9 protein-coding genes are annotated in these 16,718 nt (G+C 36.8%); 2 read left to right on the top strand and 7 right to left on the bottom strand.

All coding sequences use genetic code 11. The annotated features are described in order from the left end of the window. Positions 1–63: 63 nt before the first annotated feature. From EGI22_RS04405 to EGI22_RS04380, 6 genes are all read right to left on the bottom strand, one after another. Positions 64–7,326 carry a right-handed parallel beta-helix repeat-containing protein gene (locus tag EGI22_RS04405; protein WP_255066650.1) on the bottom strand — a complete coding sequence of 2,421 codons (7,263 nt, stop codon included), beginning with the start codon at positions 7,324–7,326 and terminating at the stop codon, positions 64–66. Between the two features lie 19 nt (positions 7,327–7,345). Then, positions 7,346–7,639, bottom strand: coding sequence for a LytTR family transcriptional regulator DNA-binding domain-containing protein (locus tag EGI22_RS04400; RefSeq protein ID WP_255066649.1), 294 nt, complete (start codon positions 7,637–7,639; stop codon positions 7,346–7,348). Positions 7,640–7,992: 353 nt separating this feature from the next. Further along, positions 7,993–8,733: a response regulator gene (locus EGI22_RS04395; RefSeq protein WP_255066648.1), complete on the bottom strand. Its 741-nt coding sequence runs from the start codon at positions 8,731–8,733 to the stop codon at positions 7,993–7,995. Next, positions 8,730–10,517, bottom strand: coding sequence for a histidine kinase dimerization/phosphoacceptor domain -containing protein (locus tag EGI22_RS04390; RefSeq protein WP_255066647.1), 1,788 nt, complete (start codon positions 10,515–10,517; stop codon positions 8,730–8,732). Before EGI22_RS04390 ends, EGI22_RS04395 begins: the two co-directional genes overlap by 4 nt. Before the next feature lie 281 nt (positions 10,518–10,798). After that, positions 10,799–12,484 carry a hypothetical protein gene (locus tag EGI22_RS04385; RefSeq protein WP_255066646.1) on the bottom strand — a complete coding sequence of 562 codons (1,686 nt, stop codon included), beginning with the start codon at positions 12,482–12,484 and terminating at the stop codon, positions 10,799–10,801. Positions 12,485–12,669: 185 nt separating this feature from the next. Then, positions 12,670–13,641, bottom strand: coding sequence for a hypothetical protein (locus tag EGI22_RS04380; protein ID WP_255066645.1), 972 nt, complete (start codon positions 13,639–13,641; stop codon positions 12,670–12,672). Positions 13,642–13,804: 163 nt separating this feature from the next. Between EGI22_RS04380 and EGI22_RS04375 the strand changes: the two genes are divergently transcribed. Then, a complete protein-coding gene (locus EGI22_RS04375; RefSeq protein WP_255066644.1) occupies positions 13,805–14,179 on the top strand; it encodes a GxxExxY protein in 375 nt (124 codons plus the stop codon). Positions 14,180–15,322: 1,143 nt separating this feature from the next. Continuing rightward, positions 15,323–15,637, top strand: coding sequence for a hypothetical protein (locus EGI22_RS04370; protein ID WP_255066643.1), 315 nt, complete (start codon positions 15,323–15,325; stop codon positions 15,635–15,637). Here the strand turns inward: EGI22_RS04370 and EGI22_RS04365 are convergent. Beyond that, on the bottom strand, positions 15,606–16,625 hold the full coding sequence (locus tag EGI22_RS04365; RefSeq protein ID WP_255066642.1) for an LD-carboxypeptidase: 1,020 nt from the start codon (positions 16,623–16,625) through the stop codon (positions 15,606–15,608). The two genes, EGI22_RS04370 and EGI22_RS04365, sit on opposite strands and share 32 nt — an antisense overlap. Positions 16,626–16,718: the final 93 nt, after the last annotated feature.

Genomic DNA, 16,718 nt, shown 5'->3' with positions numbered 1-16,718 from the left:
AATTCAAATTACGGTAAGACCATAATTGAATTTTTCGCCAAATCTTCCCATTTTCGACCTATTCTACTTCACCTTCTCCTTAGGCAAAGGCGAGGAAGGCATTGAACTCGTACTCACCGTCTGACAAGGATTCATAATCTTGGCCGTGAAAACCGCACCTGCTTCTACCTCAAAACCCGGATTTAGCATAATGGCATTTCCAGCTCTAAACTCTGCTTTACCATTAGGTGCTAAGATGTCATTAACTCCTAAAATGTAACCCACGGCTTGGGTGACACCGTCATCGGTGCTGATAGGTGAATTGTAAAAAACCGTTTGAGCCTCCGCTGCAATGCCGAAGCTTATACTTGCTACAGAAGAAGTATCCGCCATCAAATCACAAGTAGAGGTACCAGAAACCACACAGCGGTATTGGTAATTATTGACAGTTGCTGATGGAAAACTCAAAATCAAATTAGCTGAGGTCGCTCCTTGGTAAATACCGCCATCTATTAGATTCACAAAACCTGAACCGCTATTTACCTGCCATCTGTAAGTCAAGCCTTCGCCTGAGGCAATAACCGAGAAACCTGCATTATTTCCCACGCATATTTCCTGATTTACAGGATTTTGGGTGATATGGGCTACTGGGATGACATTGAGCGTTTTAGGAATAGTTTGGCAATAATCATTCATCAGGCAGCGGAATTCTGCTCCGTTCCAAGAGGCAGGGGCATTCGCAATGCTTAGTTGATTTCCATTTACGGTGTATCTACCGTCAGAGTTTATATTCGTCCAAACGCCCGTTCCACTTTTTCGTTGCCACTGATAAGTCAAAATGCCTGGCGTCAATTTTACAGCTTGTGCGGTGAAAATGGCTGTACTAAATTCACAAACGGTTTGACTTATAGGCTGGGCCAATATCGTGACATCGGTGTTGATGGTGATGGTGGCGGGGTCTGATGGGACTTGGAAACAAGATGTGAAAACCAAACACCTGAAAGCTTTGCCACTTATGGCATAATCAAAATTACTGATGATGAGTTTTTTGCTGTTTTTGCCATAATATTCCGAACCACTGACATTCACAAAACCGCTGCCATTGTCTATTTGCCATTGGAAAGAAACGCCTGCTCCGTTTACATCCACTTCCAAAATCGCCTCATTAGTTGGGCAAACGATTTGACTTACTGGCTGTAAAGTAATCATTGGCGTAGCTCCAACTTTAAGGTTAAAAGTATCTGAAATTACGGTTTCACAGCCATTGGAGATTAAAGTTCTGAATTGATAGCCATCCATGGACAAACTTGTCGGGTCGATTTCCAAAGTATCATTAGTAACCTGACTATAAGGTGAAGATTCCGCTAAGTCTGTGAATGCTCCTCCTATGCTTTGCTGCCATTGGAAAGTATATTCAGCTGCATTTTCAATATCAAGGCCGATTACGGTTAAGGCATTTTCGCAGCTGTAGATGTTATTGAACTCTGAGGGGCTTGTGGTGATAGATGTCTCCGCTGGGTAAGTGATTTTAATGGAATCTTTGGCGGTACTAAGTCCAGAGGTGGCGGTAACCACATACATGCCAGAATCTGCATTGCTTACCACAGGATTTTGAATATTGTCAGTAAAGCCATTTGGACCTGTCCAAGTGTAAGTGGCTGCTTCATCTCCATTTTCGGCAAGAGCACTTAAGTTGAGTGTACTACCTGGACAAATCACAGCAGAAACTGCACTGGTAGTGACTATAAATGGTGCTATTTGTCTTTCATAGGCCCCAATGTCTATTCTGTCTTCAAAAATTCTTGGGTTTCCTTCCAAATCTAATAAGCCAAGATTTAGACCTGTGGTGTCTATTGTTCCTGCGTTAATAGCTGGAGAGCAAGCTTGTAGCCTTAAATCTCCAGCTGAAGAAGGTGCTGCTGGTACATCTAAAACAAAGACCGGGTCTATAGTTATTTGGTTATTACTACCATTGTAAAGGCCGAAAATATCATTATCATTGGGAGCCAAGTTCTTGGCCAATATACAATTAAAAAAGCTCGCAGCCCCAGCAGTACCTCCATTGTACACACCTCCACCCTTGGTTACGGCGGTATTTCCAGAAAGAGTGCAATTTGCTAAACTTATCGTGGCATTGGTGGTACTATTGAATACACCGCCCCCATTTGAAAAGGCCGAATTACCAGATATTGCAGAATTGGTAAATATTGCATTACCGCCAGAGTTTACTACTGCTCCTCCAGTGAAGGCAAAGTTTCCACTTAGGGTGCCATTGGCAAAACTAATAGTGGCAGCATTATCATTGAATACCCCTCCTCCAGCTCCTAGAAAATCTGGTGCAGAATTTCCTGTTAACGAGCTATTTATGAAACTCGCCGCACCTAAGTTATACACTGCCCCACCAGCAAAAGCAGTATTGCCAGAGAATGCACAATTAATTACCTGTAGGGTTTCTAAGTTATAGATGGCTCCTCCTCTATTATCCAAACTTGTGCCCGATGCTTTACCATTTTGCATCTTTATACCTTTAATTGTTGCATTTACACCGGTGTTTACCTGAAAAATACGTGTTACTGCCATGCCATCTACGATGGTTTTAGTGGTGTCATTTCCTAAAATAACAAGATTTTTGTCTAGCTCTATCTGAGAAAGGAGCTTTATGGTATCGCCATCAATGGTATTGTCAAAACGGATGGTGTCGCCTGAGCAAGCTGCTAATACGGCATTTCGTAGGGAACCTATACCACTATCTTCTGTGGAAGTAACAATAATAGCTCCAAAATTAGCCCACCGCTCATACGCACCTATGTCTATCGTTCCTACATATCTTGGCTGGCCCGCAAGGTCTGTAAGCGGAATGAGATGGCTGATACCTGTGGTATCCCCTGCATCTATAGCTTGAGAATCGCATGCGAGACGTAAATCTCCACCTGTAGAGGGGGCTGTAGGTACATTCATTACAAAAAGTGGCTCACCGCCAATAATGTTATTATTTCCGCTATAAGTACCATAAATATCAGCATTAGTAGCAGCCGAATTCTTGGCTACTATGCTATTCCTTAATGTCATTGAGCCGCCGGTTTTCCAAATAGCTCCCCCAGAATTAACAGCAGAATTCCCAGAGATGGTGCAATTGATTAACCTCACTGTGCTGCTTAAAGCACGAATAGCCCCACCATAACTTCCAGAATAATTCCCCGAGATGATGCTATTGGTGAAGGTTATTTTACCGTCTGTATCGTAAACCCCACCCCCGTAAATATCTGCAGAATTCCCTGAGATGGTGCAATTGGTGAAATTTAGGGTCGCAAGTCCATCATTGAAAACTCCACCGCCCCAAAAAGAAGTAGAATTTCCAGAAAGGATGCAATTAGTGAAGCTCGCTATTGTTAAATAGCCACTATTGAATATCGCTCCACCATTTGCATAAGATGAATTCCCAGAAAGGATACTATTATTTACAAACAGCCTGCCTTCATTGTAAATGGCACCACCAGCATCTTGTCGATTTGACCCACTTTTATTTCCATTTTGCATCTTAATGTCACTTAAAGTAACAGTTTTACCTGTGTTAACCTGAAAAATGCGTGAGTTAGCCATTCCATCGAAGATGGTGTTTGTGGTATCATTCCCCAAAATAACCAAGTCTTTGTTGAGAACTATCTGAGTCACGAGTTTGATAGTATCGCCATTTATGCTTGGAGAGAAACGGATGGTGTCGCCTGAGCAAGCAAGGGATATGATATCTCTTAAACTTCCCTGGCCATCGTTATTGGTATTTAGCACCAGGTGATTCCCATCAAGGGCATATTGTGACTCGTAGGCTCCAATGTCCCGGGCTGCTCCAAAAACTGGCTTGCCTCGTTGGTCTGCTTCGGTGCCTGTGCCTGCGTCATAAGCCGGGCTTCCACACAATAAAGCATGGGTTTGTGTAGTACCGTCATTGAAAGCCAATGGGCCTAAAAGTGGGTCTAAGGGTGCTGCAGAAGTACCTACCAATGCACTGGCAGGAAACTCGGTTTCTACGCTTATATTATTACCTATCAGGTTATTACCGCCATTGATAATGGTGCTCGTATTCTTGACAATGTCTTCATTAGATGTTCCACTTGTATTATTTGCAATAATAGAATTGGTGATAGTTATAAGAGAATCGCCACTATTTATTCTTGTTAAAAGTATTCCTCCTGCCGGAAACCGTGAATCGTTTTGAACTATAGTACATGCATCTATATCGACTGTAGCATCTAAGATAAAAATACCGCCTCCTTCAGCAGAAATATTGCCTGAAATGGTATTCCCAGCCAATTTTGCATAACTTTCTCTAATAGAAATCCCACCACCGCTTACTGTTATTTTCCCATTGCCAGTTATGGAAGAATTGCTTACATTAAGCATTCCTTTGATAACAGAAATACCGCCACCATAATTAATGGCTATATTATTTTTTATAATTGAATTAGTAATAGTTGCATTTGACTCTTCAATAGAAATGGCTCCGTGATATCCTCCATTATTATTCTCAAAGATTGAATTTTCTATAGTGATTTCTGATTGATTTTTGCCAAAAATTCCGCCACCATTCAAACCTGTTTTATTTTCGGAGAACTTACAATTTAGAATAGTAGTTGTAGCGGAATTTGTATATAAACCGCTCCCATAGGTTGCGTAATTTTTTGATATTTTACTATTCTTTAAGGTTAGTACACCTTGATTTAAAATTGAGCCTCCGTAAGTAACGGAAGTGCCCACTAAGCCCGCTACAGGTTGCAAACCTGCTCCATTTCCATTTATTAAATTTATACTTTCTAATACCAGCGTGTCAGTTGAAGGTATATGAAATATTCTACTGAGGTCTTGTGCATCAATAATCGTATTGCTGGTGTCATTGCCAATAATGACCAGATTTTTGTCTAAAAATATTTCACCCGTGCTTAGTTTGATGGTATCGCCGTTTATGACATTATCAAAGCGGATCGTATCTCCAGGACTTGCAATTGTAACTGCATATCGCAGTGAGCCACAGCCGTCGTCTTCGGTATTACGTACCAAAAGTGGGCCTTTCAAGTCCTGAAATTCATTGGCACCCATATCTAATGTGCAATTGCTAATTCTTGGGTTTCCCGCTAAGTCTGTAAGTATTCCGGCAGGAAATGTATTGGTGAGCGTTGCATCTCTGGCGGGGGAGGCACTTTGCAGACCAAAGTCCGTATTGGCATTAATAAATAATGGATTTTGGTCTAAGTTACCCACCCCGGCATATCCATTTTCTACGATAGAATAAGTGATATTAATGCCTGTTGTGGGTGATATAAGCGTGGATGAGTTACTGGCAAAGTTCCAAAGTATAGAGTTCGTAACAGTTGGAAAAGCCCCAACAGCAAAAAGTGCATTTCCGGCACTCGCAATATTTTTGATAATAGTACAGCTCTGGAAAACCATACCGCTGTTAGAATTATAAATAGCACCTCCATTGGTAAATGCTAAATTATTTACAAAAAGGCAATTGGTAAATGAAGAAGTATTTTGTGAGCCAGCTACCCCGCCACCATTACCTGAAGCAACATTATTGCGGATGGTACAATTGAAGAATTTTGAGGCACTGGCATTGGCTAAATATACACCACCACCACTAGCAGCACTGTTGTTTTCAAAACTACAATTTTGGAAAACAGCTTTTGAATTAAGCCCTAATAATCCACCGCCATTTGTAGTGCTGGAACCAGCAGCTGCAGCACTTCCTTTTTTAACAATAAAACCATCCAAAATAGCCGTATTGAGGGTGTTTTCGCTTATAACCACATGGTAACTATTGTCGGCAAAATCATTGGCTACACCCAAGTCGCCACTTAAAATAGTGGGATGGCTGGCAATATTCCTTTGTGAAATACTGGTTTCTGCTCCCTCAAAACCGCCATAAATGGCTAAACCACTTTTTAAGTCAAAAGATATGGATTGGTCTAAGTCTAATGTGGGAAGGTAAGTGCCTTCGGCCACCCATATTTCTTGTACATCCGGACAACTTTTAGCAAATCGTAATGCAGATGAAAGGTCTTTTAGAGCCGTTTCCCAGCTGGTGCCAGTTTCATTTCCAGTAGCAGCTATATCTACGTACACTACTGATGCTGCAAATGCACACTGAACATACTCATAAGCTCCTATGCTGGGTGGAGTAGGGCGTGTATTGCCTGCTATATCTAGTACTGGTGCTCCAGTGGCTGTACCTGCATCTCTTAAAATAGAATTGGGTAGCAAGAATAAGCCATCATCGGCCGTACCCCATATATCATCAGTGCCATCTAGGTCTGTACTATCTGCGAATAGGTCTTTGTAATACTTACCACTTAAATCTATTTTGGTATTGGGGAAAACGCTTAAATCTGCGTCACTCGCATTGTGTGTGCTGTTGCTGTTTAATGAACTAGTAGTGATATTAGAATTACCAGAAATGGCCGTATTTTTATAGAAAAGGGTATTGGTAAGCGTGGGTGAAGAAGTAGAATTATACATCCCGCCGCCATTGTCAGCACTATTACTTGTAAACACACAGTTGGTAAGAGTAGGTGATGTAGAAGTAGAATTATACATCCCGCCACCATAGAAAGCACTTGTACCTGTAAACACACAGTTGGTTAGCGTGGGTGATGATGAAGAAATATTATACATCCCACCGCCATAGTCAGCACTATTACTTGCAAATGCACAATTGATAAGAGTAGGTGATGATGATCTATTATACATCCCGCCGCCATTGTCAGCACTATTACCTGTAAACAAACAGTTGGTTAGGGTAGGTGATGATGATCTATTATACATACCGCCGCCATAATTTCGAAAAATAGAATTAGACGCATAAGTAATAAAGCTACTACTACCACCATTGGCTTTTGCAGCGGTTATGGTAAGCTTACTTATAGCCGTAGCAGAGCTTAAGCCTGTGGTTATAAATACGTGGTAACAATTATCAGCAGTGCTGCCTGCTGTGCCAATATCGCCGCTTAAAATGGTAGAACCTCCTGTTTGTGTACCCGTACTCGCATCATATCCACCCAGTATTACTACATTGTTATTGGCTAAATGGAATGCTCTGTCTCTAGCATTAGTTGTGCTTCCATCGGGACTTTGGGTGGGGTAGTACGTACCTTCGGCTATGAGGATGGTGTCTACGGTGCCACTCATAGTGCTGTCCAAAGCATCTTGCAAGTCGGTAAAAGCACTTGCCCACGAGCTACCATCATTAGCTCCGCTGGCAGCATGGTTTACGTAGGTTATTTGTGCATTTGCTGTCATCACATTTACCAATAGGCAAAGTAGAAAAAGGCTAATTGTTGTACTTCTGTTTTTCATATTTATAAGATTTGAATCTTTAGGCATTTAAGTAATTTTGGATTTGGCTATGAATGCTTTCCTTTCGGCGGCGGCTGATATTTATATTCTTGTTTTTGATTAAAACAGTATCTACATCAAAATCCCGCAGATACTTGAGGTTTGCACTGAATTTTCGGTTAAGACGTATCATTGGAATTTCTTCAGAAAACTGACGCTCCATTAACCCGAGGTTATAACTCACTAAAAGGGTTTTCCCGTCGGTGAAATGGATGATGGTATAATTAGCGTCTGCTTCTAACAACACTACTTCTTCATGACATAATTTTTTCATCTTTTTGTAAATTTGGTTTTCATGCATATTCCAACTCCAACCCTTTAAACTGTCAAAAAACCACCCAGACCGTCAATTTTGAATGTTTGGGATTAAATATCAGTTTTTAGGCAAGTATATTCTGACAAATACAGCGATTTGGCCCTAGAACACAAATAATTGGCGTTGCAAAAACGTTGCAATTTGATTTCTCAAGAAGAACACTACTTCTCGATTTATAAAAATAGTCTAACTTGTTTTGCGATTTTGCAGTTTGTAGGTGAGCAACCGAAAAGTGTATGTGAATGACAAATTCTTGATTGTAGGCAAAAGAGCAGTAAAAGTTTGATTTCTTAAAAAATGATATTTATTCCCTATTTGAAATTAAACATGGACATAAATTCTTCCTTATAGCTTCTACCAATCGGAATGATATGCTCTTGAATAAAAATCTCATTTTCATTGAAACGATCTATTTTGTCAATGTTTACGGCGAAAGAACGATGCACTCTAACCAAACACTTTAGGCCCAGATTATCTAATGTATTACCTAGTGACTGCCTAATGGCGTATTTCTTGTTGGCAAAGATATTAGTGTGAATATTGTCAGATTCTAGGTAAAGAATTTCATCGATTTTGAATTTTACAAAATGGTAGTTTTGCTTAACAAATATATCATTATTAACCTGTAAAAATGCTTCAAAACTCTTTTTAGAATTTAAGGGTATTTCTTTTTCTAGTTTTACTTTATAGGCAAAATTATTAATGGCCATTTCAATAGCTATCCTTAAATTTTGTCGATTAAACGGCTTTGAAATATAGGCGGCTGGCATGGTCTCTTTAGCTCTACCTATAGTTTCTTTATCTGTAAGTGCTGTTAGATAAATAATTGGAACTTGCTTGACAGAAATACACTTTTGCATGGTTTCTATACCATCCCAGTCTCCATTTATATTGATGTCACAAAGAATTAAGTCGACGTCATTTTCCCGAAAAAAGCGGTAGGCATCTTGGCCATTGTCGTATACTCCAACTATACTGTAGCCCTCTTCTTCCAAAATGGCAGACAAGTCGGTAGACAAAATAAATTCATCTTCGATTATTAAAATTTTCATGCTGCTTTTTTTAATTTTTTAATCGGAATCTTAAGTAGAAACTCTGTGCCATCATTGTTGTGAATGCTAAACTCCCCACCCAATTGATTGCACAAGCCCGAAATAAGTTTTTGACCAAAACCTTTGGCGGATTTTCCCCAGCTATTTTCTTTTATACCCAATCCATTGTCTTTGATAATGAGCTCTAAATTGTCAGTACCAGCCAGATTTATTAAAAGAAGCGGCCGAGCGATATCTTCATAAGCATACTTGAACGAATTTGTTAAAAGCTCGTTCATGATCAAACCCAGCGGAATCGCCAAATCCACATCTAATTCGTTTTCTTCTACTTGTATTTTTAGATCAAAATTATCGTGAGAATATCCATAAGCCATCATTAAACTTTCAGCCAAATCTTGAATGTAATCTTTGATGTTTATGCTGGCGACTTTATCCGAAGAATACAGCCTTTGGTGTATAAGCGACATAGCCTCTACGCGTTGCTGGCCTTGTTTTATTGCATCTTTTGCTGCTTTATCGTCCAATCTACTAGACTGGATATTTAAAAGACTAGACACGATAGCCAGGTTATTTTTAACTCTATGATGTAACTCTCGCATCATAAGTTTAAGCTCATCGGACTGTTCTTTGATTTTTAATTGGCTTTTTTCGATTTTTTGTTTTTGGCTATTGAGTAAAATTAAAAATGCAACGAGTAATATTATACCAAATAAAGCTATTAGCAATTGATTGCTTTTCGAATAATTATCAGCGGTCAAAAAGTCTATTTGCTCTTCTTTTTTTACAGTTTCATATTTAGTTGTAATCTCACCAATTGCCTTAATTTTATCCGCTTTACTGACAGAGTCCTCCAATACTTTTAGCTGTTCTAAACTCTGAAAAGCCATTTCGTAAAGGCCGAATTGCTTTTGTACATCTTTACTTACTCTATAGGCATTCATTAACCTATGACTACTGTTTAAGTCTTTGGCTTTTTGAACAGCCATGCTTGCAAACTTTAGAGCATTGGTTTGGTCGCCTTTACCGGCATAAGCTAAAGCCTTGTTGCGATATACATGCTCTTTACTGCTTTCTCTGTTGAATTTCTCATAGATTTCAAACGCTTTGTCAAATTCTTCAATGGCCAAGTCATAATCCTTTTCCATCTCCATAATCGCTTGACCGGTATTTGCATGTAAAATCCCCACAATCGCAGATTCAAATTTATTTTCCTTAGCTAGTTGGATACCAGTTGCATAAGATTTACGAGCTTCAGGCATCCGCTTCAAATCTCTCAAAATGATACCTAAGGCATTATACGATGTAATTTGGCCTTCTATTAAATCTCCCTTTTTGTTATACATGAGACCTTTTTGTGCATATTCAAGAGCTTTGGTTCTTAACTCATTCACGGTATGAGCAGAGCCCATTCGTTTATAAGCGTCAGCTAATCTGTTGTATGCATCACCTAAAAGATAATAATTCTGGGTTTTGTCTGCAATCTCTATAACCTTTTGGCAATTATCAGCACTTTCTTCGTAATGGGCTTCTTTACTGTTTAAATCTGCCTCTGCTAAAAATATCAAGGCCAAATCTTCTGAGGATTTTGCGTTTTCTTTTTGATTTTTTATGTAGTCTCTAGCAATTTCGGGGTTAGAATTTATGAATTTCACATGCTTGTCTAGCTCCACTTTGAGTTTAGAGTATTTATTTGCTTGTCCATTTACATTAAAGACAACAATAAAAGCCAGAAACAATACCGTAATTATAATTTTTGTAGCATCCGTTTTTCCCCTTCCTTTCATTTAAAAATTCATCTTAAATTTTATTCCAATCAATAATATTACAGCTTTTAGAAATTTATACCGTTTAGTTCCTGCTCATAAAATTCCCAAACACAATATATAAGCCCACCAAAAAGCAGTACCAAACCGATAACAACGGCGATATGCTTTAAAAATTCTTTAGATATCTTATTGGGTAAGGACATTTGGTAAACTTAGTTCCTTAGTAGATGAGAATCCAAATTTTTAGCGTTGCAAAACCGTTGCAATTTGATTTTTAAGAAAAAAAACTAATCGAAATATCAAACATTATTGATTAATTCTGAGAGATTTACATCAGAATTAGGAGAGATTTTCTTGCGGAGACGTGAAGATATACTACGTACACTTGAATCTGAAATACCGAGTATTCTGCCCATTTCTTTATTGCTAAAATCGAGTTTTAATAAAACCATATATCTGAGTTCGGCAGGGCTTAAATCTGGGATTTCTATTTTTATTTTTCTTATAAACCCTTGGTGAATTTTATCAAATTGTTTTCGAAAAATTTCCCATTGCTCATCTGTAATAATGGTTAATTCTTCTAACTTGCTTAAGGCATCAGACTGCATTTCAGTCTTCTCAAAAATCTCTGCTTTTACTTTAATTTCTTCTTTGAATCGATCAAAATAAAACTGTGCCTCTTGCATCTCTTTTTGTAGTTCTTTCAAACGTTTTTTGCTTCTTATTGAATTGAAAAAATAGATAGCAATAGAAGTAATAAACAATAATAAAAGAATACCTATCAAACTATTTCTTTGAAAAATCTTCACCTCTTGGGCTTTTCTAAGTTTTAATATTTCTACTTGCTGCTTCTCTCGTTGGAATTTCTTGGCATCATATTTTTGAGCAACCAATTCTTGAGCTTTTTTAGCTTGTCCATAAGCAGTTAGGGCTTTTTCACGCTGCCCTAAAAAAGTATATGCATTTGCTAAAAAAGAATAGAAGTTTGGCCCATCTTTTTCATAGACAATAATTTTATTATTTTTTTCTATCAAATCAACTTGCTTTTTAACAAGCAACTCATTTTTCTGATGAACATAAATATCCGCCAAATAGGACCTACAAAGCAAAAAGACTTCTTTAAATTCGTTTTGCCGCTCCAAAATCTCACAACCTTCTTCAAAATATTTGGTTGAATTTTCTATTTCATTTCTTTTGTATGAATTTATCCCTAAGTAACATTTGGAGATACCCTGAACATTAATGTCGTTCCATTTTGTAGCCAATTGATAGGCATTATTCAAATAATAATCCGAAGAATCTAATAAATTTAATCCCCGAAAAGCATACCCTTTTACCAAATTCATGGTCAATTGTAAGCTTTTGACATTTCTAACTTTACCAACTTTTATAGCTTCGTCAGCATAATATAGTGTTTGTTGATAATCCTCAAAATCATAATATAAAAACACCAAAGAGGCCATCTCATCAATAATGTAAGGATAGTCTCTAATATCAATTTTTTTAATGAATTCAAAATGCTCCTTGAACTTATCAAAGGCTAACTCGTAATTCTGGTCTGAATTCATTATATAGAAAGCATGATGCCTTATAATGGTAGCTTCTGCTTCTGGTAATTTTTTAGCTTGGGCAAATCCAGTCAATCTTTTTACTTCCTTTTCAAATTCAACTTTATTAGGGTTTGTCTTTCGAAATATCTGAAATAAGTCCATTTCCATGTTCATTTCGAGCATGTCATCTTTGTGTTGTATGGCAAAGTCTCTTATTTCTTTTGCTTTTGCAATCCTTTGCTCATGAGACATGGTATCAAAAATAGGGTTTACGCCCTTCTGTATTTCCTTAATACTCCGTCCCAATAACGCATCGTATTGGGCAAAACCAATGATGGCGTGCAGAATAAAGAGAAATGCTACTAGATATTTAATAATAGAATTTTTAAGTTTATTCAATATTAGTGATTTTTCATTAAATGAAGAAGTAGACATTCCAAATCATATTTAATTTCACCTTATAATAAAATGCATAATTATAGTTTCTACTTAAAACTAAAATATTAAATACAAAGAGAAAATTAAAATACAAAAACATTACAAAAATCAAAAAAACATAAATAAAAAAAGGCGAAAAAACCAATTGATTCTTTCGCCTTTTACACAGATAAATTCACTTATCAATTTCCTCTTTTCGTATTTTTTCTTGTTCCAGAGCTTGAGCCCGAACTGTTACCTGACTTACGTGAACCTGAAGGCTTAGTGCTTGGCGTAGGATTAGCTCTTCTACTTTCTCTCGATGTTGATGGCTTTTGCGTATTAGAGTTCGGCCTATTTTGATTGGTCCTTGTATCTCCTCTCCTATCGTATGTATTATTTCTGGTGTTTGGAGTTGGCGAATTATTAGAATTCCTAGACCTATCCAAATCTGCTCTATTGGTCAGATTTCTGTTTCTAGCATCAAATGACCTATTAGGTTGTTTACTCGAATAATCATCTCTTCTTATTTGTTTTTGAATATTCGGAGCTATTATGCTTCGTCTTTCATTGGTGTAATTATACGTATTTTTTACATTCCTTTTTATAGAAACGTGATTGACGTATCTGTTTACTGGCCAAGGTCTATAAGGACGGTAGTAAGTAGGATAATATGACCAATAATAAGGTGACCTCCAAGGCGAGTAATACGGCGACCAGAATGAATTAACATAGAATGGAGTGCCGTAATAAATTGGATTTATTATATAGTTATTTCCATAAAAATATGGATTACCTATCACTTGTACATACGAATTATTATTGCTGTTCCTATCAACATCGATAGTGGCCACATCTTGAAAAATATTGTTCCCTAAGGCTGCTTGAATAGTGATAACGTGTGTATTTCCTTCTACAGTCTCCACCACTCTCAAATAGTCTGTAAACCCGTCGTTGTTTAAATCCAGATTAGATAAATGTTCGTTTTCGTCGTTTAGAATTCGCTCAAATTCTTCCAAATTCTTAACTTCTCCAAACAAGGAAGCCACGGCTTCGAGGTCTAAATTATCAGAAATCTCAGGGCTTGTTGCCTGAATATTAGTTCTGTTTTGGCTCACACAACTGCTGACTATCAGCAGGAGTATAAGCAAATACTGTGTTGCGTACTTTTTCATAATTATATTATTAATGTATATAAAACTAACGTAAATAATTAAAAATTAATATGATATCTGATAGGTATATAGCACAAAATACGCTTTATCGGCATTTTTGAAAATTTCAACAAATTGGATTTTAGATTTTATATATTTATCTTTTCTCCAAAAAAACAAAAAAATGGATGGAATATATTTCAAAGGTGAGAGCTATGAAATAATAGGAATTTGCATGGAAGTTCATAACAACTTAGGACATGGATTTTCGAAAATTGTTTACAAAGATGCACTTGAATATGAATTTAATAAAGCTGGAGTTTATTTTAAACGAGAGCAAGAGTTTAAAGTTCAATATAAAGATATTATTCTTCCACACAAATTCTACGCTGATTTTGTAATTTATGAAGGTATAATATTAGAAGTTAAAGCGGTAAAAACTATTTCTCCCGAACACATAGCTCAGGCAATTAATTATTTGAAAGTGTCCAATAACAAGTTAGCCTTAATAGTTAATTTCGGCGAACTGCAATTAAAGCACAAACGGATAGTTTATTAATTTCCCAAAAAGGCCTTAATACAAAATTCAATATTTTTATTAAATGTAAAATTCGTAATAGTTCGTGTAACGTGTCAAAAACACCTGAATAATTAATACCACGAATTCACCAATTTTCACAAATCTGAACGTAAAATATTCGTGTGCATTCGTGTATTCGTGGCAAAAAAATATTGAGAATAATAAACACTACAAATTCACAAATTTTCACAAATCTGAACGTAAATCATTCGTGTTCATTCGTGTATTCGTGGCAAAAAAAATATTGAGAATAATAAAAACCACAAGTGCTCTAATTTTCACAAATCTGAACGTAAATCATTCGTGTTAATTCGTGTATTCGTGGCAAAAAAAATATTGAGAATAATAAAAACCACAAGTGCTCTAATTTTCACAATTCTGAACGTAAAGCATTCGTGGTAATTCGTGTATTCGTGGCAAAAAAAATCGAGATTAGAAAAAACCACAAAAGATCTAATTTTAATAAATCCAAACCTAAAGCATTCGTGATAATCCGTGCATTCGTGGCAAAAAAAATTAAGAATAGCAAACACCACTAATGATCTAATTTTCACTAATCTAAACGTAAAACATTCGTGTTAATTCGTGCATTTGTGGCAATAAAATAGTGAGAATAATAAAAACCACGAATGCTCTAATTTTTACAAATCTGAACCTAAAGCATTCGTGTTAATTCGTGTATTCGTGGCAAAAAAAAATTGAGAATAGCAAACACCACTAATGATCTAATTTTCACTAATCTGAACCTAATCTATCTGAAACCGACCTAATTGTTAATACAGAGCATCATAATCGCCAGCTTTTTTATTTTATAATTGCTTCTTATTTTCAAAAACACTGCTCGCTTCAGTAAAAAACTATTTCTTCCATTCTGTTACTTTAATAGGAAAAGCCTAATAATTAGAGGCTATTTCAGCCATTGTGGGTTTTTCTTGAATCCCTACAATTGCTACTTTTGATTTGAAATTTGAATCAAAATTCCATCTTTTGTTTTGCTTACTTATTGACCTGATTTAAAAGGTAATATTCAATTATCGTTTCTATCTAAACTTCAGGTAGTAGTATAGAAGAAACTTTATATCTAATTTTGAAATAATAAATTCAAAAAACTACGACTGAACAATGAGCAAAAACCTTAAAAAAGAAATTCTTTTGTTGTTAATATTTTCAATACTTGCTATGGCTGTTATTTACTACCTAAAACCTTTAAATCAAATAGTTATAGGTTTAAGTCAGCTAAAAACTGGGTGGAATACTTTTCCTCCTATGAGTGCACTTGGAAGAAATAATGTTCAAGAAAACTTTGAAATTGATGATAAACTTATTGCGTTTGAAGGTCTGCTTTTTCTTATAATTTGTTACCTTTCAATTGATGTTTTTCGAAAAATTAGAAAAACTAACTCTCCTACTCCACCCCACTCTCCAAAAACTGAATAGTCCCCAAATCTGCATTAATTTCGGCCTCTATTCCTATTGGCATCGTGAATTTGTTACTGATATGGCCAATCATAGCTCCAGTGAAGGCTGGCTTTTTTGTTGGTTTTATGTGGTCTTGCCAAAGGTCTTCGAGGGTGAGTGAGCCATAGCTTCCTGCCCCAGGCTCGCATTTGGTACATTTGCCAAAAACAAAACCATTCATTTCTTCAAAAACACCACAAAGCTTGAGATGATTAATCATTCTATCTACGCTATAAGGTTGCTCTTCCACGTCTTCACAAAACATAATAGAATTTTTGAAATCTGGAGCGTATTTTGAACCCATAATATGGCAAAGAACAGTTAAATTTCCACCTATAAGCTTACCTTTTGCTACGCCGTTGTTTATCGTAGCAATTCTGTCATCCACTTGCGTCAGATTATCACCCTTGCTTTTCGGATTTTCATATTTCACTTTTTCGGCATTCATCAGCACACTTTTGAAGTATTTCACTGAGAAATCATTCCAAGTAGAACCACCCACTGGCCCATGGAAAGTGACTAAGCCAGTTTGTGCATATATTCCTAAAAGCAAAGCAGTCACATCAGAATATCCCACAATAACTTTTGGATTTTCCTTAATCATCTGATAGTCTATAAGTGGCAAAAGCCTCGCACATCCCCAGCCGCCATGCACACACAATATACCATTAACGGTAGCATCGGCAAACATTTCATTTAAATCTGAGGCTCTTTCTTCGTCAGTCCCAGCCAAATATCCGTAACGCTTCCAAATGTTTTTGCCGTATTTCACCTTAAAGCCCAAAGCTTGCAACGATTCAGCAGCTACCTGCACAGTCTCTTTACTGTAAGCCGGAGCAGCAGGACAAACCAAACCTATTGTATCGCCAACTTTTAGCCTTTTAGGTTTAATAATATTTTTGTTTTCAGCAGTATACCCAAGAGCAGGTACCGCAGCAATATTTTGAAGGAAATTTCGACGATTCATAGTTTTTTCAAGGAAATAAAAACAAGATAGTTATAAAATATAAAAACATAAAATCTCTTCCATTATTCCAAATTTGTGATTTCAAACTACCTT

Source organism: Lacihabitans sp. LS3-19 (assembly GCF_024343575.1).
Classification (GTDB): Bacteria; Bacteroidota; Bacteroidia; order Cytophagales; family Spirosomataceae; genus Leadbetterella.
Note: the sequence above shows the minus strand (reverse complement) of the source record. Positions and strands in the feature narration are given on the sequence as shown.